A 20,555-nucleotide genomic window follows, 5' to 3' on the forward strand; every position below is an offset into this window, starting at 1 on the left:
ATCGGTAATGCGGTACAATATTTTTTTTCATAAACGACGATCACCGCAGAGTTCCCTCTACCGATATATTTGTCTTATGCCACACCCGCTCAAACCATCCAGCGGAATCGATGACGCCGCCTTGCGCGTCCACCCGAATCTCAGCAGCGAAACCGGTGTCCAATCCTTCATATCGGTATACGGTCTCGTCAGCTGTCCGCAAGAGGCAAGTGTAGCGTTGGAAGATGGGGCGCAAACAAAGCCTCGGCACATCGACATAGGCGGCTCGGATCGTCTCCGTGTCCGAAGGGTTCAGACCCAAACGGCGTATGGCGATAGTATTGGTGAACGGCGTGATGTTTAAATCCACATCTACGCACCCGTCAAGGGCGGGAACGGGACGACCGAATACATCACGCCAATGGCCCGTCCCATCCGAGAGCAACCGAATCGGTTCCAAATCCTCCTGGTTTTGCAGGCAGATACCACTTCCCGTGTCCTCCACCATTGATCCGTTTGCACCCATAACGGACCGGCTCATCATTTCCCAACCATACCCCCACACCATCCGCGAGCCAACCGTTCTGTTTTTCTTGCAGTGTGACTTGCTCGTAACCGGCGGTGTCCAATCTTTTCCACATCCAATGGTGCGTTTGCACAGGTGATCTCCCCTCATTTGAGTATATCGGTTCGGGATACCGTCTCAGTTGCGGTTTGCAAGGCACGCATGGTCTCTTACCATTTTCGCCAACTTCCCTTTCGAACCTCCCATTTTCTACAAAAAGAAAATCCCATCGGCAATGTCGATGGGGCATAATCGACCGGAGCTATCATGATGTGCTCCGGTTCTCCATATCCCCGTCAACGTTGCCGATGGGAGTCGGCGATGTCGTGACCTGGGCCTTGTTTCCAATTCTGCAAAGCTTCGAAGGCCGCACGCTGTTCCGCTTCCTTTTTGGAACGCCCGCTGCCTCTTCCCAGCCGTTTCCCCTCCAGCCACACCTCGGCCACGAAATGGCGGTCATGGGCCGGTCCCTGAATATCCACGATTTGATATACCAACGGTCCCATTCGTTCCTGCTGCACGATCTCCTGCAATTGACTCTTGGCATCCGTCACCTGAGACAGCCATTTATCATCAATGCGGGGAAAGACTACCGCATGCAGAAATTGTTTGACCCGGTCCAATCCTTGATCCAGGTACAGCGCACCGACAAACGCTTCAAAAACGTCAGCCAGCAAGGCCGGACGCGTCCGGCCACCGGTCATCTCTTCCCCTTTGCCAAGACGGACGTATTGACCGAAATCGAGCTCCTGTGCAAAAGCGGCCAATGACGGTTCACACACGACGCGAGCCCGCGTCCGGGTCAAATCTCCTTCGCTCATGTCGGGAAACCGGTGGAACAAGAACTCCGACACCGCCAGTTCCAACACAGCGTCCCCCAGAAATTCCAGCCGTTCGTTGTCTTCGTGAAAATCGCTTCCCTTTCTCTCATGGGCAAACGATGTATGGGTAAACGCCTGTTGAAACAAACGACGGTTCCGAAAAGGGAAGCCGACTTTTCGCTCTAAATCGGTCAAATCCATCCGTCTTTCACCACCTGGTCATTACGCGTCCTCATACGTTTTCAACACGATTGTTGCATTGTGACCGCCAAATCCGAGCGAGTTGGACAGAGCCGCTCTGATACGCGCACGACGGGCTTCGTTGGGGACGTAATCCAGATCGCATTCCGGATCCGGTGTTTCATAGTTGATCGTCGGCGGGATGATTTGCTCTTTCAGCGTCATCGCTGTCGCCACCGCTTCCACACCGCCTGCGGCACCGAGCAGATGCCCGATCATCGACTTGTTGGAACTGATGGCCAACTTGTAGGCATGGTCGCCAAACGCCTTTTTGATGGCCATGGTCTCAAATTTGTCGTTCAGATCGGTCGACGTACCGTGCGCATTGATGTAGTCGATGTCTTCCGGTTTCAGTCCGGCATCTTGGATCGCGTGTGCCATGGAACGAGCCGCTCCTTCCCCTTCCGGTGCGGGGGAAGTCACGTGATAGGCATCACCGCTCATGCCGTAACCCACGATTTCGGCGATGATGTTGGCACCCCGTTTTTTCGCGTGCTCCAGTTCCTCCAAAATCAAGACGCCTGCTCCTTCGCCCATGACGAAGCCGTCCCGGTCTTTGTCAAACGGCCGGCTCGCCTTTTCCGGCTCGTCATTGCGCGTGGACATAGCACGAGCCGCACAAAATCCGGCGAATGCGAGCGGACGGATCGTGGCTTCCGCCCCGCCGGCGATCATGACATCGGCATCCCCGTGCTGGATGATCCGAAACGCGTCCCCGATGGAGTGCGTTCCCGAGGCGCAAGCGGACACAGATGTGCTGTTGGGCCCTTTGGCGCCGGTGAGGATAGACACCTGACCTGCCGCCATGTTGGAGATCATCATCGGGATGAAGAACGGGCTCACCCGGTTCGGTCCGCGATTCAACAACACTTGGTACTGTTCTTCCCAAGTGGTCAGCCCGCCGATACCCGAGCCGATGTATACACCGACGCGATTTGCGTCCACCTGATTCATGTCCAATCCGGCATGTTCCAATGCTTGACGGGCAGCGGCTACGGCAAACTGGACAAAACGGTCCATGCGCCGTGCCTCTTTTCTGTCCATGTAATCCAACGGGTCGAAGTTTTTGACTTCCGCCGCGATGCGCGTGGAATAGTCGCTCGCATCAAACTGGGTCACTGGACCCACGCCGGATTTTCCGGCGATCAGGTTGTTCCAAAACGTCGACAGGTCGTTGCCGATCGGCGAAATGACGCCCAAACCGCTGATCACCACTCGTCGGCTCATGATTCCACCGCCTTTTCCAACAACTGATCTATGTGAAGGATACCGTTGGGCATCCCTAATTCCAACAGGGGATGGGCGCGTTTTCCCGCTGTGATCCACTGGATTGCGGGCATCCGGCCGGGAAAACGCCCCCTGCTCAGGTCAAGATATTCATAACCTGAAAGTCCCGTTATGTAACGGGACTTTGATTATTTGTGGGACTCGATGTACGAGATGATATCCCCCACCGTGGAGATTTTTTCAGCTTCTTCGTCCGAAATCTCCATTTCAAACTCATCTTCCAGCTCCAGAACCAAATCCATCACGTCAAGGGAGTCAGCTCCCAGATCTTCCTTGATCGAGGCTTCCGGAGTCACTTCGGAAGGATCCACGTTGAGCTTGTCTACAATGATGCGTTTTACACGCTCCAACGTATCTGCCATCTTGTTCACCTCCCTTTCGTATTATACGAAAAGTGTCATCAAAAGACTAGCAATCCAAAACGATGAGCAACGCCGCCGGATATCCGACCATTTGCGTCGACCCACCGTGGATTTCCGATGTCAGTAAGTTACCATGCCGCCGTCCACATTCAGGGTTTGTCCCGTAATGTAGGCAGCATCATCGGACGCCAAAAACGCAACCGCACCGGCCACATCCTCAGCGGAACCGAAACGGCCCAACGGGATTTGACCGAGCATCTGCTCCCGGGTTTCCTCTCCCAATACAGCCGTCATATCGGTTTCGATAAACCCTGGTGCGACAGCGTTCACGGTGATGCCCCGGCTGGCCAATTCACGTGCCGCCGTTTTGGTCAAGCCGATCACGCCGGCTTTGGCGGCCACATAGTTGGCCTGCCCCGGGTTCCCGATCAATCCCACCACAGAGCTGATGTTGATAATGCGACCGAAGCGCTGTTTCATCATTTGGCGGGTGACCGCTTTGGTGCACAGGAACACCCCTTTGAGGTTGGTGCTCAGCACCGCGTCCCAATCTTCCTCTTTCAATCGAAGAAGGAGATTGTCACGGGTAATCCCTGCGTTGTTCACCAGAATATCGATCCGGCCAAACGCCTCGATCACCTGTTTCACCATGGCGTCCACTTGTTCCGCCTGAGAAACGTCTGCCTGGATCGCCACGGACCGACGACCCATCTCCTGTATCTCGCCGACGACGGCTTCCGCCTTTTCGCGATTGCCCGCAAACACGACGGCCACATCGGCACCCGCTCGGGCCAATCGGAGTGATACGGCCCGTCCGATACCACGGGAACCGCCGGTGACGATCGCCACTTTACCGGTTAACATGCGTAAGCCTCCTTCGGTTTATTGTCATTTCTGCAACATGTCCAATGCCGCCTGCAACGTTTCCACGTCCTGCACGGAAACAGCGGTCACTTTGCGCTCCACTTTCCGAACCAATCCGGTCAACACCGTACCCGGTCCGATCTCCACGAACGTGTCCACTCCCTGATTCAACATCCAGTGGACACTATCCTCCCACAAAACAGGGCTGGCCACTTGTTCCACCAGCGAACGGCGGATCTCATCCGCGTCTTGGATCGGGGATGCCGAGACGTTAGCCACGACCGGGACGCGTGCATCACGGATAGTGATGGTTTCCAGAACGTCTTTCAACCGTTCGGCCGCCGGTTGCATCAGGGGCGAATGGAAGGGACCACTGACGGCGAGCGGAATCACTCGACGTGCTCCGGCGGCTTTGGCTTTTTCTCCCGCTTCCTCGACAGCGTCACGATGTCCGGAAATGACGATCTGCCCGGGGCAGTTGTAATTGGCTGCCACCACCACGTGACCTTCGCGCGTCACTTCCCGGCACACCGCATCCAACGCTTCGCGTTCCAATCCCATCACCGCCGACATCGCCCCCTGACCGGCAGGGACCGCTTCTTCCATGAACAGTCCACGCCGGTGCACGGTGGCCACCGCATCCGCAAAATCTAGTGCACCTGCGGCGGTTAACGCCGAGTATTCTCCCAGGCTGTGTCCTGCTACATAATCGGGCTCGATCCCTGCGTCTGCAAAAACCGTATAGATGGCCATGCTGGTGGTCAAAATTGCCGGTTGCGTGTTGGCCGTCAGGCGCAATTCCTCTTCGGGTCCTTCGAAACAGAGTCGGGACAACGCATATCCGAGCACGTCATCTGCCTGGGCGAAAAGACGTGCCGCCCGCTCGTCGCGTTCTGCTATGACCCGACCCATCCCCACGAATTGCGATCCCTGACCGGGGAAGAGAAACGCGATTTTTCCCATCGTTCCTGCTCCTTTCCGTCAGCTTGCGCCGTATTGGGGTGTGTCTGATCCATTTTTCTCATCGAATCTCTACACCCCTGGGGCACAGGGTAAACCCGTTTCCCACCTTTGAAGTCGGGAACAACAGGCTTCCCTTTTCCCAGAATAACCGGACATGCTTTTCGGGCATGCCTGATCTACATTGTCTGTATCGTTTTCCCCGCTTGGTCCACGTGCGCCCTGCAAGGAAGCAGATCAAGGCCGTCAATCTTAGGTATCACTCACCTGGGAAAACGTTGCCGCCCTAGTCCCTTTGTTTTTCTTTGGTGGACCACTTGAGTACGGCCGCTCCCCAAGTCAGTCCGCCGCCGAATCCGACGAGTACCAAGGTATCTCCCTCACGAATCCGGCCTTCACGCACGGCTTCGTCCAACGCGACCGGAATGGAGGCAGACGACATGTTACCGTAGCGATCCAGGTTGACGATCACTTTGTCTTCCGACAGACCGAAGCGCTTCACCGCGGCGTCGATGATGCGAATATTGGCTTGGTGCGGGACGAGGAAATCGATATCGTCCTTGGTCATTCCCACTTTTTTCAATGCCTCTTCGGCGGCATTGCCCATAACGCGAACGGCGAATTTGAACACTTCCCCGCCGGTCATGGAAATGGTGTGCAATTTTTTCTCCACTGACTCCACTGTCGCCGGAATGCGCGAACCCCCGGCCGGCTGGAGCAACAGGTTACCACCCGAACCATCCGCACCCAGATCAAACGAGAGAAAACCATATCCTTCTTCAACAGGCCCAAGCACCACCGCGCCTGCCCCATCGCCGAACAGCACGCAGGTGTTCCGGTCCTCCCAGTTGATGATTTTGGACAAGCAATCGACCCCGATCACCAAAGCGTAACGATAGATTCCGTTGGCGATGAATTGGGCCGCCGTGGTGATGCCGTACAAGAATCCGGTGCAAGCGGCAGACAGGTCAAAAGTAGCTGCTTTCGAAGCTCCCAGCCGATCCTGTACGAGGCAGGCCGTTGCGGGGAACATCATGTCGGGCGTCACCGTGGCCACGATGATCAAGTCCAACTGATCAGGTGTGATTCCCGCCGCTTCCAGCGCTTTTCGTCCGGCCTCCACCGCCAGGTCCGAAGATGCCTCATTATCCGCCGCGATGCGCCGCTCCCGGATACCGGTCCGGCTCACAATCCACTCATCCGAAGTATCCACCATCTTTTCCAAATCAAAATTGGTTAACACCTTTTCCGGCAAATGCGCGCCGGTTCCCAGAATCCCCACGGATCGCATCATCGTCCTCAATCCCTCCTGTCATCCCCGATCTCGCCAGAGATTTGTGAAATCACCGCCTGTTCCACAAACCGACGCGCCTGGCGAATTGCATTGGCAATCGCGTTTGCGTCAGAAGATCCGTGTGCCTTGACGATCGCCCCGCTTAATCCCAGCAGCGGCGCACCACCATGTTCGGTGTAATCCATCGCTTTGGCGAAACGTTTCAGACCCGGCTTCAAAATCGCCGCAGCTAATTTGTTCAGCCATGTACGGGTAAATTCCTCTTTTAACCGTTCAAAAATCGCCTTGGCCACGCCTTCTGTGTTTTTCAGCAGAATATTGCCGGAAAAGCCGTCGCACACGAGAACGTCGCACACCCCATACAACACATCCCGCGCCTCCACGTTGCCGACAAACCGGATGGGCAACTGCGACAGCAAGCTGTACGCCTCTTTGGTTCGTTCTGTTCCTTTTCCTTCCTCCGTCCCGATGTTAAGCAAACCGACACGCGGTTGTTCAAACCCCAACACCTTTTCGGCATAGATCGCACCCATCCGGGCATATTGCACCAAATGTTCCGGTTTGGCTTCCGGATTGGCACCCACGTCCAATACCAGTACGCCGCGTCCGTCCATCGTGGGGAACACCGGCGCCAACGCAGGACGATCAATCCCTTCCAATCTGCCGGTGTAAAACAGCCCGGCTGCCATCAGCGCACCCGTATTGCCGGCACTGATGAATGCGTCCGCCTTGCCCTCTTTCACCATCCGGCAACCGACGACGATGGACGAGTCCTTTTTACGTCGGATGGCTTTGACCGGTTCTTCTCCCGCATCAATCGACTCGGTTACGGGATGGAGTTCGACATTGGATGGATACGTTTGAGATTGCAAAACTTCTTCCCGGCCGATCAATACCAACCTCAAATCCGGCCATTGTTCAGCCGCTTGCCGTACTCCTTCGAATATGGCCGTTGGCGCATGGTCCCCGCCCATTACGTCCAACGCTATGCGCATCAATGCCCCTCCTTCAACTTGACCGCCTCGTCTCCCGAGGCACGATACATATCGAACACGCCTTGAAAGACGATTTCTTCTTCCACACGAGTTTTCACGTCGACCTGTACGCGATGGGCACTTTCCTTCACTACTTTCGCTCTGGCGACGCATTTTTCCCCCAGGCGAACAGGACGCAGAAAGCGAATGTTGGCTGAAGCAGTCAACACAACCTCTGCGTCAATGATTGCCACCGCCAGCGAATTGGCCTGCGCAAACAGATAGTGCCCGCGCGCGATACGATTGCGGGTGAACACGTGCTCCCGCTTGATTTCCAAAATGGAAGTTCCGCCGTGATCCAGGTGGAGTTCAACGATCTCACCGATCACCTCTTCCGGCGCCAACGAACGCACCCGGTCGAAATTCTCTTCCGCCATGTGCTTGATTCGTTCCCTTAGTTCAGGAATGCCCAATTCCATCCGATCCAACCGGATCGTCTGGATACTGACGCCAAATTGGCGGGCCATCTCTTCGTCCGTTGCGAACGGGTTTTGTTGTAACGCCAACGTCAACTGACGTTGCCGTTCTTTCTTTGAGAGGCGCACAGCGGGAGTTTCACCACCTTTTAAGACCACCTATTAATACCAAGTCCTAACTTAGTATATAGAAAACCCCGCCAAAATACAACGGCTATTTTGGTACATGTCCCAAAAAAGATGAAAGACCGGTCACTGACGCCGGTCTTCCGCTTTATTCCGTGTGATCAGTCATTGCTGGCCACTTCGTTGCCTTTGTAGTATCCGCATGCTTTGCACACGCGATGAGCCAGTTTGAATTCGCCGCATTGCGGGCAACGAACCATGCCCGGCACAGACAGTTTGAAGTGCGTGCGCCGTTTGCGCTTACGTGTTTTGGATGTACGCCGAAAAGGTACTGCCATGATTTCACCCCCTCCAACATGATGGAACCGATCAGGGCAGGCTAATCGTCGATAAATGACCGTACGCCCTAATCTTTTTCATGATGCTGGTTGAACCAATCCTGTAAAGCAGCCAATCGGGGATCGATCCGTTCCGTGTCGCATGTGCAGGTCACTTCGTTTCGGTTGACACCACACTTGGGACACAACCCCTTGCAATCTTCCCGACATACGGGGATAAACGGAAGGGTAAACAACATAGCTTCCCGTATATAAGGGGTGAGATCGACCGGATCGGATTCGATCAGTTGAACTTCCCGTTCCTCTGTTTCCTCTGCATACGCGGGATGTTCAGTCAGCCATTCTTCCCATTCGGTATGCAAAGGGACGTCAAATCGCGTCAGACATTTGGAACAGACGACTGTCGCCGTCGTCTCCAGTTCACCTTGCACATGAAATCGATGATCGTTACGGGAGATAGCGACCTGAACGCGGAGCGGCTCAAACCGAACCAATTGCCGCACTTCCCGTTCAAGCCCCTCCAGTTCAACCGTTTCGTTCAAAACCAGCGTTTCCGCCCCGATGCGGTTGAGTTCCCGCAGGGATACCTGCATGCTCCCACTCCTTATGAAAACAGGGTTATTATATGCCAATCCCGACGACCTGTCAATGTTTCCGCCTGATGGAAAGCCGTATTCCGCCGCTGGGGCAGACGTTCCAAATACCGGATCGCTTCCTGCAAGGTGGCGACGGGGACCACTTTTATGTGCAATTTCAAGCGCCTCACCGTCGCTTGCGCGGCTTTTGCATTGCTGTCACCCGGTGCAATATCCTTCGGTACGAAAAAGAGGGTCGCGCCTTCCCGTTCTGCGGCCACCACCTTGTGCTCCACACCGCCGATTTGCCCTACGCGTCCGTCGGGGGAGATCGTACCCGTTCCGGCTACACGATATCCTTTGGTCAAGTCACCGGGTGTCAGTCGGTTGACAATCTCCAGCGAAAACATCAACCCGGCCGATGGGCCGCCGATGTTTCCCGCATTCAATCTGATGACAGGCCTGGTTTTCACCAATCGATCCGTGACCGGAACGATCCCGATTCCTGCCTGTGTTTTCCCCGGCATTACCGGCAGACGGGTTAATGTCACCGTCTCTTCTCTTAATTTTCCGTCACGAACCACCCGAAGACGGACACGTTCTCCCGGACGCCGCGATTTCAACGCCTGCATCAACTGATCGGCTGTTTGCACGGGCTGCCGGTCAATCGCCTGGATCAAATCGTTTTCCTTCAATACTTTTTCCGCCGGCATTCCTTTGACCACACGCAAGATCTTTACACCGCGGAGCTTCACTGAAACAGGTTTGCCTGCTTGATGAAAAGCGGCGATGACTGCATTGTCCTGCGAAGTGCGCATGATTTCTTCCTGGCGTTGGAAATACTCGCGTGAATTCTCTCCCGGGCTCAATATTTCCTGTTTGGCGATCAGTTCGCCGTCAGCTCCATATTTGGCCAGTAAATAATTCCATACATTTCCTTCCTTCATCGATACCGTCGTGAGGTAAAACGCGCCTGCCTCATCCGGGTTGACGCCCTGAATCTTCACCATCGGTGCCACCGGCATGGCCGAACCGGGGGCTACCACATAATACGGAACCGGAATCATCCAACCCAACACAGCCAAAACCGCCAATATCACCAATACCTGCAGCCAACGGTACCGGTTGCTACTTGGCCATCCCATCACCATCCACCCCTTCCCAGTTGCGGATCCGTTCCCGAATCCGTTCCACATGTGCGCGCGCCGCCTCCTCACCTAATCGGATGCATTTCTCCACTTGATGAAAAGCGGTCGGACTAATTTCGGACAACTCCGGGTGAATCAGGAAGTCAGCTTCAATCAATTGCTGACTGAGCATCTGCCGCTCCATCACACCGAGCGTTTGCGCAATCACATCAAAGATCGACCGGATTTTGACTTCGTTGAAACGCGGAACCACATCTACCGCAATAACCAAATCGGCTCCCATTTCACGAAGTACTGTGATGGGAATGCGATCAATCACACCACCGTCGACCAGAATTTTATCTTCCCATTCGACTGGCTCAAAGATACCGGGAATAGAGATACTCGCCCGTACTGCCAGATCAACCGGACCGGACGTAAAAACAACCCGTTCCCCTTTGACGAGATCGGTCGCCACCACCGCCAAGGGAATGGATAATTCTTCTATAGATTTCCCGTGCGTGAGCAAGCGAATCAGCTCCCGCACTTTGTCACCGATAATAAACCCTTTGCGCGGAACGGTCAGATCAACCCAATATTTGCGATTCAACCGTGTCGCCAATTCTTCAATCATGTCCAACTCTAAGTTATTGGCATATAACGCTCCGACTAAACTCCCCATACTGCTTCCCGCAATCATGTGAACGGGGATACCCCCTTCCCGCAACACTTTGAGCACTCCGACATGAGCCCAACCTCTTGCCCCGCCAGATCCCAGTGCCAATCCGATTTTCGGCCTCCCCAAAACGTCCCCCCTCCTTTTAGGGTGTCCGATTCCCTGCTCAGTCTGATGGTAAGTCGATCGCCCAAGAAAACGTTGTCGATTGATAGATTTATCAACGCCCCTGGCCCAACGCATTTCCTTACGCATTCTATGGGACAGACAAGCGGTCTAATTCCCCGCATGATCGCGTAGACATGGTATCACCATCACCTCACGCCTGTTTGGAGGATTCCGATGTATCGGACAAACCCTGTCCTGCTCTCCCAATTGAAGTCATTGGGACTTGCATTGGTCGCCTTATTTTTTGCCTTTTCACTGGTGTTTTACCCCGAACCCACCTTCCAGGCTTCCTTGAAAGGACTAAAAATTTGGTGGGACGTTATTTTACCCGCTTTGTTTCCGTTTTTCATCGCCTCAGAGATCCTGATGGGGCTCGGTGTCGTCCATTTCATGGGCATCCTGCTGGAGCCATTGATGCGCCCCTTGTTTCGCGTGCCCGGTGCGGGCGGTTTTGTCATGGCGATGGGGTTCGCCTCAGGTTATCCGATGGGGGCGAAACTGACGGCACGACTTCGGGAACAACACTTGCTGACCCGTATAGAGGGGGAACGTCTGGTCGCCTTTACCTGCACCGCTGACCCGTTATTTTTGTTCGGTGCCGTCGCCGTGGGATTCTTTCGTGATGCTTCCTTCGGCATCACCATTGCCTTGGCTCATTATGGCGCCTCAGTTCTGGTAGGTTGGTTGATGCGCTTTCACAAAGGGGGCAGCGAGGTCACTACTCTCTCGCACGAAGATCAATCATTTTTCTTGACCCGCGCCTTTCGTGCCATGCATTACGCCAGGTTGCAAGACGGACGAACATTGGGAAAATTAATGGGGGACGCGATCCACTCCTCCATTCAGACCTTATTGATGATTGGTGGATTCATCATGATGTTTTCCGTCATCATCCAGGTGTTGACACTGCTAGGCGTGATACATGTGCTCGTACTGCTGATCGGGCCGCTTCTACAGGCAGCAGGCATGCCTATGGAAATATCCGGACCTGTCGTCGCCGGCTTCTTCGAAGCAACACTGGGGGTGCAAGGTATCAGCAACACATTGCCCACCTTTTCTCCGACCGACCATTTGGCCGTTGCCGGTGCTGTCCTGGCATGGAGCGGACTATCCGTTCATGCCCAAGTGGTCAGCATTTTGGGTAAGACGGACATTCGCTACACGCCATATTTGGTGGCCCGATTCATACATGCCGGCTTGGCCGCGACATTGACTTACTTGTTGGGAGTGCCCTTGAAAATGGCGGAGCCGGAGGTGACCATTCCCGCCTTTGCCGCACGAATCTCCGTCTCCGGCTGGCCATCGTTCGGGGAGCAAGTATTGTGGAATGCCGAAAAAACCCTGATCGTTTTCATCGTCTTGATCGGGGTTGGTTTGATCGCACAGATGATGCGATCCCAATCTCCTGCCAAAAGGTGACCAACCCGATGTTGTCACCGGGTTGGTCACTGGAATCCAAATTTGTTCCGAAGCGCGGCCTCAACAGGCGGGGGAACCAGATCGCTGACGTCCGCCCCATATTTGGCCACCTCTTTGACCATCTTGGAACTGAGGAAAGAATATTGGTTGTTCGTCATCATAAACAGGGTTTCCGCGTCCGGATTCATTTTTCGATTGATGGAAGCCAATTGCAACTCATACTCAAAATCGGTAATCGCCCGCAATCCGCGAACAATCACATCCGCGTTCCGTTCGCGTACATAGTCGACCAACAGCCCGTCAAAACTGTCCACTTCCACGTTTTTCATTCCGGACACCACTTCACTGATGAGCGCTTTCCGCTCATCCACACTAAACAAGGGCTGTTTCTGTGCATTATGTAGTACCGCCACAATCAGGTGATCCACCACTTTGGAACTGCGTTGGATGATATCGAGATGACCGTAGGTCAAAGGATCAAAACTTCCAGGATATACGGCAATTGTCACCGCCTCCACCTCCTAAGCATCACTTTGTTGCTGGTATAACCTGATCACGGTGTCACCATACTCCAGCTCGCGAGTAACGTGAAGTTCCTCCACTGCTTTCGGCAGTTCCTGATCAGACGCTGATTCTACAACGACCATGCCGTTTTTTTCCAAAATCGATGTTACCGCCAACTGCTTCAACACGGGTACATGCAACCCTTCTCGGTATGGCGGATCGACAAAAACGAATTGAAAGCGAATCCCGCGTCGGGCCAACACTCGAATGGCGGCTCGCGCGTCTCGCTGATAAATCTCCGATTGTTTCTCGAAGCCGGCCAATTGAACATTGGCACGGATCGTTTCCACACTCAACCGATGACGATCCACGAACACCGCGCGATCCATCCCGCGACTTAGAGCTTCCAAGCCCAGGGCACCGGTACCCGCAAAGAGGTCCAGCACCCATCCGCCGTCAAAAAAAGGGCCGATGATGTGAAACAATGACTCCTTCACCCTGTCCGCAGTGGGCCTCACGTGTTTGCCGGGAACCATTTTCAATCGCAAACCGCGTGCAGTACCGGCAATAATCCGCATGAGTCTACACACCCTCTTTTTTGGACATGCCTGATCTGTCCGGTCAGCAAGGGACTCCCACAAAGTCCCGCAAAAGCCGTCTCCCTTCTTAATCCGGAGGAAATGGATCGGGAGGCGAGTTTTACTTTTTCTCTGTTATCACCGGAACCTTCTGGGTTGTCAATCCACCAGACATTCCTTTCTCATTGTTAACATTTCTATCCTACCACAAAGAAAACCTAGGTGAAAACGCGTTCATGCTGAGAGCAAAAAAATCGGACAACCAAGGCGTATATTTCGCTTCGTATGTGGCAACGATAGGAATGGCGGCATCAACCGATGCCGTCAAACCGCGGAGAAGACTTACGTTTCCCCATAAGCTCTTCCTCCGGTTTCTCCTCTCCCATTTCAGTATCGGTGCAAGAGTGCACGGATACTATCGGCTCGCTGGGGTTACCCGCGAGTCCTTTTTTGTGCAAAAAAAATTCGCAGACTTCCAACGTCTGCGAATGAGACACATTCCGGTTACCGTTTTTTGTGACGCTGTTTCCTTGTTCGCCGTCCTCTGCTCTTGGCGGTATTTACTTTGGCGCGTTCTGCCTCTTTTCGTTCATCCGTCAGCTGCGAGAACTCCTCCGAGTCTTGTGCTCTCCGGTTACTGTTAGGCGGAGCGTCCCACGGAGCGATCGGCGGCCACTCCGGCATATGGGGCGCTCGTCTCGGTGGATTTTCTCTTCCCTCCAAAAGATGACGCGGTGGGGGAATATCCTCAAAGTCCCATTCTTCCAACAGCCATTCTCTGTAATTTCGGGATGCTTCCGGCTCCCGCGGTTCGTTGCCACCATCCTGACTTCGCGGCATATCCGGCCATTCTTCAGCCCACGGTGGAGCCGGGGGTGGAGATTCCGTCGGGTTGAATTCGGTCATTCCGTGCCGATGGGGCGATTCATGACGTTGCGACGCGCCGGGAGATTCGTGACGGAGGTGGTTCCTCTGAGGTGTTTCCCCCTGTTCAGGAAACAATCCGTGTTGAGGGGGAGGCAGATTCGGCAAGCCGGGCGGCATCGGCCAAGGAGGCTGTTGTTGCTCACGCAGACGCGAGAGTTGTTCCTGACGCTCTTTCAACAGTTGTTCCACTTTTTCCTGTAACCAGCCCAAACCACGCGATTGGGACTGGCCTTGGGTCCGCAGTTTTTTCAAAGGGCGACTTCCCCCTTTCAAGCATTTGAATGTGAAAACCAAGGATACACAACTATCGTATGACGGATGCCCTTATCCTGTCCGAGATATCGGCCCAATCCATCCACCCAATCTTGCAGGCGGGATGCCCAAAGGGTACACCATCCTTCCATCCGACGGAAAATGACCGGGTATCGTTATCCCGGTCAATCCACCAGTGTCCCTGCACTCTTTCCAATGATCTATGCTACGCCTGGAAAAACGTGAACGCTTGACGGAATCACCAAAACAAGCACCTGGCAACGATCGACATACCATCGCTACACCATGTGCTTGAACATCATTCCTTGCGCGGGAGTCAGCACCTTTTCCAAGACCAACAGATCGATCATGCGGTGTGACAATTCCTTTTTTCTCGGAGATCGCTTCAACATCTCCACTTCTTCCGGGGTAAACCAAGTTTCGTACAAATGAGTGGCATAATGGATCAGTTCTGCTGTACCGCCATATCGCTTGATCCGTTTGGCTTCTTTAACGGCTTGGCGAATCCTTTCCGGGTGAATCGCCTTTCTTCCCAGCGTCTGATTGATCGTTCTGGCCAAATCCATATAAAGCGTTTTATCCGCATTCACAGCTTTCTCCTCCATCTAACCGTCGGATCTCGACAGATAGTCACTCAGTTATTGATTTGATACCAACAGCCTATGCATGATTACCAAATCCGTTCGCCTGACCTGCAAATATCCCGGCCGAAGGTAGAATCCCAATAAAAAAAACGCCGAATCGGCTGAAAAATATTTCTATGTATTTACATCATTGGATTGATATGGTATATTGGGGTTAGGCCAACACCCAGAATTAACCAATTCCAGAAGTTTATTTTAAAAATTCCGAATATACTTTTTTACCCCAGAGCAGTCGAACTGAAACCTCTTCTTTATCCGCTCGTTTCCACCCCACCTGCCACTTTTGACTTCACCATCTGTCTCCCAACATCTGCGCTCCTTTCTACCATTGACCCCATTGACTTGACGGGAGTTGGCTGGCAAATCCGCCGTCAGTAGCAGCCTCGATTGGAAAGGAGGGCACGAACGTGGAGAAATGGATCATACTCTTCTCTGCGGTCGTCAGGCTGATCGAGACACTGACACAACTGTCACAGCGATATGGACGGCGTTACAAAAGGAAGGCGAGAAAAAAAGACCCATTCTTATGGTGAGACGGGTCCAACATCCGGGGGAAACCTAGAGGCACGGTGCCTCTAGGTTTTTTCAGTCACAACATATTCTTATGTGCAAATCGGTTACGTAAAACTTGTTTAATCAAAATTCACTTGTCCTTCTTCATCCAAACTTCGAAGGTAGCGGTGCAGGGGCGACCATTCTTTGCGCTGCCAAAAATCAGAACTTGTGATCAACCGGATGGCATCCGTACGGGCGATTTCCAAGATCTTGGCATCCTCTACTACATCGGCCACCCGAAAATCGGGCAACCCGCTCTGTTTGACACCAAAGAAATCTCCCGGTCCCCTCAGTTCCAAATCGCGTTGGGCGATTTCAAATCCGTCTGTCGTCTCTGTCATGATTCGCATCCGTTCCACGCCCGTTTCCGTTTTGGGATCAGCCACCAGAATGCAAGTAGCCGCCCCACCGCCGCGTCCAACCCGTCCGCGTAACTGATGGAGTTGGGCCAATCCGAAACGGTCGGCATCATAAACGACCATCACAGTGGCGTTGGGTACGTTAACCCCCACTTCCACAACGGTGGTGGACACCAACACCTGGATGTCATTGGCCGCAAACCGCCGCATCACTTCTTCTTTCTCCGCCGGAGACATTTTTCCGTGTAAAAGACCAACCCGCACCGGCGCCAGCGATTGCGTCAATTCTTCATACACAGCCTGGGCGTTTTGCAAATCCAGTTTCTCGGATTCGTCGATCAAGGGGCAGATGACGTACGCCTGATGATGGTTGCGGCATTCCTTGGCGATAAATTGCACCACACGTGGCCATACATCGGATTTGACCCAATAGGTGTCGACAGGTTGACGACCGGCCGGCATCTCATCGATCACTGAGACGTCCATATCCCCGTAAACCGTGATCGCCAGTGTACGAGGAATGGGCGTCGCCGTCATATGGAGTACGTCCGGCGCTTCGCCTTTTTCTCGAAAACGGGCCCGCTGCTTCACCCCGAACCGGTGCTGTTCGTCCGTGATCACCAATCCCAAGCGGTGAAACATCACTGGTTCCTGGATCAACGCGTGCGTGCCCACCACCACATCGGCCAACCCCATCTGCAATTCACTCAATACTTCCCTTCGCTCTTTGGTGGTCAAACTTCCTGTCAACAAAGCCAAACGGACGCCGTGTGGTTCTAATATTTTCCTCAATGATTGCAAATGTTGCTCAGCCAAAATCTCGGTCGGCACCATCAACGCGCCCTGACAACCGCTCAGATAATTGGCGTAGAGTGCGATCGCCGCAATGACCGTTTTCCCTGAACCCACATCTCCCTGCAATAGACGATGCATTTGCTCCGGCGAGCGCATATCGTCCAAAATTTCGCGAACGACGCGCTGTTGGGCACCCGTCAGGGAAAACGGCAAACCCTCGATCAATTGTTTTACTTGACCTGTATCGAATTCATGGGCAATCCCTTTTACCCGTTCACGCGTCTGCCTCCGCCAATGAAGGAGTTTCAATTCATACAAAAACAGCTCCTCATATGCCATTCGGCGTCGGGCACGGCTTCCTTCCTCCCTGCTCCGGGGAAAATGAAGACGATACATGGCCTGCGCCCGGTCCATCAACCGGTACTGTTCGCGGATCTCCGTCGGCAACACCTCTTCAATATGGCGTCCAAACTGAAGAAACGCCTGATGGATGGTTTTGCGCAACCAGGCGACCTTGATGCCGCCCGAGATCGAATAGACCGGCATAAGGCGACCGGCTTGCTTTTCCTGCTCGGCACTACTAAAAAAAGTCCGATCCGCAGTGATCTGCAAGCGATGCCGATCCCATTTTCCCGAAACCATCAGGGACTGCCCTATTTGAAGTTTGGATTTGAGATATGCCTGATTGAACCACACCACTTGAACCGCCAGGCCGTCCACATCCAGTTTGGCGCTGATACGGGACTTTTTTCCGCCATACCATCGGATGCTGGGGATGGTGAGCAACTTGCCCCGGACGGTGACTCGCTCCTCGTGCTCCGCCGAGGTCAAATCGACCAGACGGTAATCATCGTACCGGTATGGAAAATAAGTCAACAAGTCCTCCACGGTTCGGATGCCCAACTGCTCCAGCTCTTCCGCCCGTTTTTCTCCCACTCCCGTCACTGCCGTCACTGGCGTGTTTCTCAAATCCATCCGTTCACTTTGGCGTCCCCCCGAAAATCCGACGCTCCAACGCTCGTCCCGTCGGGGTCGCCGCCAACCCTCCTAATGCCGTTTCTTTCAGAGCCACCGGCATATCCCGGCCGATCTTGTACATCGCTTCCACCACTTCATCCGGCGGAATAACGCTTTCCACCCCGGCCATCGCCATATCTGCCGCCACCATCGCGATCGCTGCTCCCATCGCATTGCGTTTGACGCAGGGGGCTTCGACCAGCCCGGCAACAGGATCACAGACCAAACCCAGCATGTTTTTCAACGCAATCGCCACTGCTTGCGCTGACATCGAGGGAGTTCCACCGGCCATTTCCACGACAGCAGCAGCTGCCATCGCCGTAGCGGATCCCACCTCGGCCTGACAACCTCCTGCCGCCCCGGAAATGCATGCATTGTTGGCGATAATGTATCCGATCGCCCCGCCGACAAACAGCGCCCGAACCATCGTTTCCCTGTCTGAGTTCAATCGGTTGGCCGCGGTGAACACACAACCGGGCAGAATACCGCAAGAACCGGCCGTCGGCGTGGCCACGATCGTTCCCATCGCAGCGTTCACTTCGGATACGGCTGTCGCACGTGAAACCGCATCCAAAACAGTCGGACCGGAGAGCAGAAGTTTCGCTTTGTTTTTGTAGGCTTGAATCTTTTTGGCGTCACCGCCCGTCAATCCGCTGTGTGAACGGATATCTTCCGTCAGGCCGCGATGGATGGCCTGCTCCATCACATCCAGATTTTGCTCCATCATACGGAAGATCGACTCGCGGGATTCCCCCGTCGCTTCCATCTCCGCCCTTATCATCACTTCCGAGATCGGCATTTGTTCCGACTCGGCAATTTCCACCAATTCGGCTATCGTTCGAAATTTCATGGAGATCTGTCTCCTTTTCGATGACGTGTTGCTGAAAACAGATGAAGATTCCTTTTTCCTACAGTAATGATAACATACCATCCAGGAAAAAATCAGCCGCCGAACCCCGGAATAACGGGATCGACGGCTTTGATAATGGGCATCAGCAAATGACGATGAACCGCACATGCCCGTGAATCATGACAACACGGTCACACCCGTGATGCCTTCTTGCGCCTCGATCTCGGCTTTTACCTCTTCACTCACCGACTGATCCGTCTCGATGGTCATGAGAGCCAGCGAACCTTTTTCCTTACGCGAAACCTGCATGTAACCGATGTTGATTTGATGGCGAGCCAAAATCCCGGCTACGGTGGCGATGGCACCATACCGGTCATGGTGCAGGACGAGTAATGTCGGTGCATTACCGGACAGGTTGAGAGAAAAACCGTTCAGTTCGGTGATCTCCATTTTGCCACCACCGATGGAGATCCCTACCACTTCCGTCGACCCATTCTCGTCTTCCAGCAATATCCGTGCTGTGTTTGGGTGATCCGGCACTTCCTCCGACTCCCGAAAGACCACTTCGATGCCTTGATCACGCGCAATTTTCAAGGAATCGACAATCCGTTTGTCAAATGTGTCAAAATCCAATACACCACCGACGATAGCGATGTCTGTGCCGTGTCCCCGATATGTCTTGGCAAATGAACCGTAAAACGTAATCGTCACTTTTTTCGGTTTTCTGCCGAACAATGCGCGGGCCGCCCGTCCGATACGTGCCGCACCGGCAGTATGAGAACTGGAGGGGCCGATCATAATCGGCCCGATAATGTCAAAAACTGTACGATACTTCATTCACACTCACTCCTCCTGCAACCACCTACTCGCCATATTTGCCGTATGCTCCCACCAAGAATAGAAGATGATCAAGAATGATGGCAATCACCGGGTGCATTTATGCCGGCAAAACGACGACCGCGATCGTTCCCGGTCCGACGTGCGCACCGACTACCGGACCGATTTGCGTGATGACCACATCTTCTACCGCAAATTCGTTGCGCAACCGCTCCGCCCATCTTTCCGCTTCCTCGGGCCTGTCAGCGTGGAAGACTGCCGCTTTTGCCAACCCCTTGTCCCCCGCTTTTTCCCTGATCAGTTCAAAAACGCGGGCTTCAGCCTTGCTCTTGCCGCGCACTTTATCCAGGGGAAATACTTCCCCATTTTCACTGATGGAGAGAATCGGCTTGATGTTCAACAGCGAACCGACGAGAGCGGACGCCTTTCCGATCCGGCCACCCTTTTGAAGATACTCCAGCGTGTCCACCATGAAATAGACACCCATCTCGTCGATCATCCGGTTGACAAGAGCCACACATTCGTCGAGTGACTTACCTTCTTTGGCCGACCTTGCCACTTCCACCACGATCATGCCGATGGCGTAGGACGCTTTTTTCGAATCAATAACGGTAACTTTGAACTCTTCCTCCACCATCGATTTCGCCAACAGTGCGGATTGAAACGTGCCACTGAAGGCCGAAGAAAGGTGGATGGACAAGAGATCCACGTCTCCTTCTTTGGCGGCCGCCCGGTACGTTTCCACAAAGTCGATCGGGGACGGCTGCGAAGTGGTCGCCAACTCATTCGCTTCTTGCAACTTCTTGTAAAATTCTTCGGCTCGAATGTCCACTCCGTCCAAATACGTTTGGCCCTGTAAATGCACTTTCAACGGAACAACGGAAATCTCCAGTTCCTGTACCAATTCAGCGGGGATGTCCGCTGTGCTGTCGGTGATCACTTTTACTTTGCGCAATGCATAAGCA

General features: G+C 53.8%; 24 protein-coding genes. 2 read left to right on the forward strand and 22 right to left on the reverse strand.

Annotated elements, in window-relative coordinates; translation table 11 throughout:
- Positions 1-40: 40 nt before the first annotated feature.
- The 14 genes from KI215_RS09555 to KI215_RS09620 all read right to left on the reverse strand — a co-directional run bounded on the left by KI215_RS09555 (position 41) and on the right by KI215_RS09620 (position 10,793).
- A complete protein-coding gene (locus KI215_RS09555) occupies positions 41-439 on the reverse strand; it encodes a putative glycolipid-binding domain-containing protein (protein ID WP_212772525.1) in 399 nt (132 codons plus the stop codon).
- Positions 393-638, reverse strand: coding sequence for a hypothetical protein (locus KI215_RS09560; protein WP_212772526.1), 246 nt, complete (start codon positions 636-638; stop codon positions 393-395). Before KI215_RS09560 ends, KI215_RS09555 begins: the two co-directional genes overlap by 47 nt.
- Before the next feature lie 202 nt (positions 639-840).
- Entirely contained in the window at positions 841-1,566 is a 726-nt protein-coding gene (gene rnc, locus KI215_RS09565) for a ribonuclease III (protein ID WP_212772527.1), read from the reverse strand.
- A gap of 21 nt (positions 1,567-1,587) precedes the next feature.
- Positions 1,588-2,832, reverse strand: a complete 1,245-nt coding sequence (gene fabF / locus KI215_RS09570) for a beta-ketoacyl-ACP synthase II (RefSeq protein WP_212772528.1) — start codon at positions 2,830-2,832, stop codon at positions 1,588-1,590.
- A gap of 188 nt (positions 2,833-3,020) precedes the next feature.
- Positions 3,021-3,254, reverse strand: a complete 234-nt coding sequence (gene acpP / locus KI215_RS09575) for an acyl carrier protein (RefSeq protein WP_212772529.1) — start codon at positions 3,252-3,254, stop codon at positions 3,021-3,023.
- Positions 3,255-3,374: 120 nt separating this feature from the next.
- Positions 3,375-4,118 (reverse strand): 3-oxoacyl-[acyl-carrier-protein] reductase, encoded by a 744-nt coding sequence (gene fabG / locus KI215_RS09580; RefSeq protein ID WP_212772530.1) that lies wholly within the window; start codon positions 4,116-4,118, stop codon positions 3,375-3,377.
- Positions 4,119-4,142: 24 nt separating this feature from the next.
- Complete coding sequence (gene fabD, locus KI215_RS09585) at positions 4,143-5,081, reverse strand: ACP S-malonyltransferase (protein WP_212772531.1); 939 nt, start codon at positions 5,079-5,081, stop codon at positions 4,143-4,145.
- A gap of 283 nt (positions 5,082-5,364) precedes the next feature.
- Positions 5,365-6,372, reverse strand: a complete 1,008-nt coding sequence (locus tag KI215_RS09590) for a beta-ketoacyl-ACP synthase III (protein ID WP_420830108.1) — start codon at positions 6,370-6,372, stop codon at positions 5,365-5,367.
- A 5-nt stretch (positions 6,373-6,377) separates the two neighbouring features.
- A complete protein-coding gene (plsX, locus tag KI215_RS09595; RefSeq protein ID WP_212772532.1) occupies positions 6,378-7,367 on the reverse strand; it encodes a phosphate acyltransferase PlsX in 990 nt (329 codons plus the stop codon).
- A complete protein-coding gene (fapR, locus tag KI215_RS09600; protein ID WP_246512073.1) occupies positions 7,367-7,951 on the reverse strand; it encodes a transcription factor FapR in 585 nt (194 codons plus the stop codon). The genes plsX and fapR overlap by 1 nt, the downstream gene beginning before the upstream one ends.
- A gap of 158 nt (positions 7,952-8,109) precedes the next feature.
- The gene (gene rpmF, locus KI215_RS09605) at positions 8,110-8,286 is read right to left on the reverse strand and encodes a 50S ribosomal protein L32 (protein ID WP_212772534.1); all 177 of its coding nucleotides are present in this window, start codon (positions 8,284-8,286) and stop codon (positions 8,110-8,112) included.
- 68 nt (positions 8,287-8,354) lie between these two features.
- Entirely contained in the window at positions 8,355-8,879 is a 525-nt protein-coding gene (locus tag KI215_RS09610) for a YceD family protein (RefSeq protein ID WP_212772535.1), read from the reverse strand.
- Positions 8,880-8,890: 11 nt separating this feature from the next.
- Positions 8,891-10,006: a SepM family pheromone-processing serine protease gene (locus KI215_RS09615; protein ID WP_212772536.1), complete on the reverse strand. Its 1,116-nt coding sequence runs from the start codon at positions 10,004-10,006 to the stop codon at positions 8,891-8,893.
- The gene (locus tag KI215_RS09620; RefSeq protein ID WP_246512074.1) at positions 9,990-10,793 is read right to left on the reverse strand and encodes a patatin-like phospholipase family protein; all 804 of its coding nucleotides are present in this window, start codon (positions 10,791-10,793) and stop codon (positions 9,990-9,992) included. Before KI215_RS09620 ends, KI215_RS09615 begins: the two co-directional genes overlap by 17 nt.
- 213 nt (positions 10,794-11,006) lie before the next feature.
- On the opposite strand from KI215_RS09620, the gene ylbJ reads away from it, so the two are divergent.
- Complete coding sequence (gene ylbJ / locus KI215_RS09625; RefSeq protein ID WP_212772538.1) at positions 11,007-12,251, forward strand: sporulation integral membrane protein YlbJ; 1,245 nt, start codon at positions 11,007-11,009, stop codon at positions 12,249-12,251.
- Positions 12,252-12,277: 26 nt separating this feature from the next.
- On the opposite strand, the gene coaD is transcribed toward ylbJ, so the two are convergent.
- From coaD to KI215_RS09645, 4 genes are all read right to left on the reverse strand, one after another.
- The gene (gene coaD, locus KI215_RS09630; RefSeq protein WP_212772539.1) at positions 12,278-12,760 is read right to left on the reverse strand and encodes a pantetheine-phosphate adenylyltransferase; all 483 of its coding nucleotides are present in this window, start codon (positions 12,758-12,760) and stop codon (positions 12,278-12,280) included.
- 12 nt (positions 12,761-12,772) lie between these two features.
- Positions 12,773-13,333: a 16S rRNA (guanine(966)-N(2))-methyltransferase RsmD gene (gene rsmD, locus KI215_RS09635; protein ID WP_212772540.1), complete on the reverse strand. Its 561-nt coding sequence runs from the start codon at positions 13,331-13,333 to the stop codon at positions 12,773-12,775.
- A 504-nt stretch (positions 13,334-13,837) separates the two neighbouring features.
- Positions 13,838-14,512 (reverse strand): hypothetical protein, encoded by a 675-nt coding sequence (locus KI215_RS09640; RefSeq protein ID WP_212772541.1) that lies wholly within the window; start codon positions 14,510-14,512, stop codon positions 13,838-13,840.
- A gap of 299 nt (positions 14,513-14,811) precedes the next feature.
- Complete coding sequence (locus KI215_RS09645; protein ID WP_212772542.1) at positions 14,812-15,123, reverse strand: DUF2461 domain-containing protein; 312 nt, start codon at positions 15,121-15,123, stop codon at positions 14,812-14,814.
- Between the two features lie 461 nt (positions 15,124-15,584).
- On the opposite strand from KI215_RS09645, the gene KI215_RS16120 reads away from it, so the two are divergent.
- Positions 15,585-15,710, forward strand: coding sequence for a hypothetical protein (locus tag KI215_RS16120; RefSeq protein WP_275956696.1), 126 nt, complete (start codon positions 15,585-15,587; stop codon positions 15,708-15,710).
- Positions 15,711-15,809: 99 nt separating this feature from the next.
- Here KI215_RS16120 and recG read toward each other — a convergent pair whose 3' ends face one another.
- The 4 genes from recG to KI215_RS09665 all read right to left on the reverse strand — a co-directional run bounded on the left by recG (position 15,810) and on the right by KI215_RS09665 (position 20,545).
- On the reverse strand, positions 15,810-17,861 hold the full coding sequence (gene recG / locus KI215_RS09650) for an ATP-dependent DNA helicase RecG (protein ID WP_212772543.1): 2,052 nt from the start codon (positions 17,859-17,861) through the stop codon (positions 15,810-15,812).
- Positions 17,862-17,865: 4 nt separating this feature from the next.
- On the reverse strand, positions 17,866-18,753 hold the full coding sequence (gene sdaAA / locus KI215_RS09655) for an L-serine ammonia-lyase, iron-sulfur-dependent, subunit alpha (RefSeq protein ID WP_212772544.1): 888 nt from the start codon (positions 18,751-18,753) through the stop codon (positions 17,866-17,868).
- Between the two features lie 177 nt (positions 18,754-18,930).
- Entirely contained in the window at positions 18,931-19,590 is a 660-nt protein-coding gene (gene sdaAB, locus KI215_RS09660; protein WP_212772545.1) for an L-serine ammonia-lyase, iron-sulfur-dependent subunit beta, read from the reverse strand.
- A 100-nt stretch (positions 19,591-19,690) separates the two neighbouring features.
- Positions 19,691-20,545, reverse strand: a complete 855-nt coding sequence (locus KI215_RS09665; protein WP_212772546.1) for a DegV family protein — start codon at positions 20,543-20,545, stop codon at positions 19,691-19,693.
- Between the last annotated feature and the right edge of the window lie 10 nt (positions 20,546-20,555).

The sequence above is a fragment of the Polycladomyces abyssicola genome (genome assembly GCF_018326425.1).
GTDB lineage: Bacteria > Bacillota > Bacilli > Thermoactinomycetales > JIR-001 > Polycladomyces > Polycladomyces abyssicola.

Coding starts and splice junctions, on each gene's coding strand:
- ylbJ (WP_212772538.1), top strand. CDS start 11,007: ATGTATCGGACAAACCCTGTCCTGCTCTCCCAATTGAAGTCATTGGGA.
- acpP (WP_212772529.1), bottom strand. CDS start 3,254: ATGGCAGATACGTTGGAGCGTGTAAAACGCATCATTGTAGACAAGCTC.
- recG (WP_212772543.1), bottom strand. CDS start 17,861: ATGGATTTGAGAAACACGCCAGTGACGGCAGTGACGGGAGTGGGAGAA.
- sdaAA (WP_212772544.1), bottom strand. CDS start 18,753: ATGAAATTTCGAACGATAGCCGAATTGGTGGAAATTGCCGAGTCGGAA.
- KI215_RS09610 (WP_212772535.1), bottom strand. CDS start 8,879: ATGCAGGTATCCCTGCGGGAACTCAACCGCATCGGGGCGGAAACGCTG.
- KI215_RS09590 (WP_420830108.1), bottom strand. CDS start 6,372: ATGATGCGATCCGTGGGGATTCTGGGAACCGGCGCGCATTTGCCGGAA.
- fabF (WP_212772528.1), bottom strand. CDS start 2,832: ATGAGCCGACGAGTGGTGATCAGCGGTTTGGGCGTCATTTCGCCGATC.
- plsX (WP_212772532.1), bottom strand. CDS start 7,367: ATGCGCATAGCGTTGGACGTAATGGGCGGGGACCATGCGCCAACGGCC.
- fabG (WP_212772530.1), bottom strand. CDS start 4,118: ATGTTAACCGGTAAAGTGGCGATCGTCACCGGCGGTTCCCGTGGTATC.
- rsmD (WP_212772540.1), bottom strand. CDS start 13,333: ATGCGGATTATTGCCGGTACTGCACGCGGTTTGCGATTGAAAATGGTT.
- rnc (WP_212772527.1), bottom strand. CDS start 1,566: ATGGATTTGACCGATTTAGAGCGAAAAGTCGGCTTCCCTTTTCGGAAC.
- rpmF (WP_212772534.1), bottom strand. CDS start 8,286: ATGGCAGTACCTTTTCGGCGTACATCCAAAACACGTAAGCGCAAACGG.
- sdaAB (WP_212772545.1), bottom strand. CDS start 19,590: ATGAAGTATCGTACAGTTTTTGACATTATCGGGCCGATTATGATCGGC.
- fabD (WP_212772531.1), bottom strand. CDS start 5,081: ATGGGAAAAATCGCGTTTCTCTTCCCCGGTCAGGGATCGCAATTCGTG.
- KI215_RS09615 (WP_212772536.1), bottom strand. CDS start 10,006: ATGGGATGGCCAAGTAGCAACCGGTACCGTTGGCTGCAGGTATTGGTG.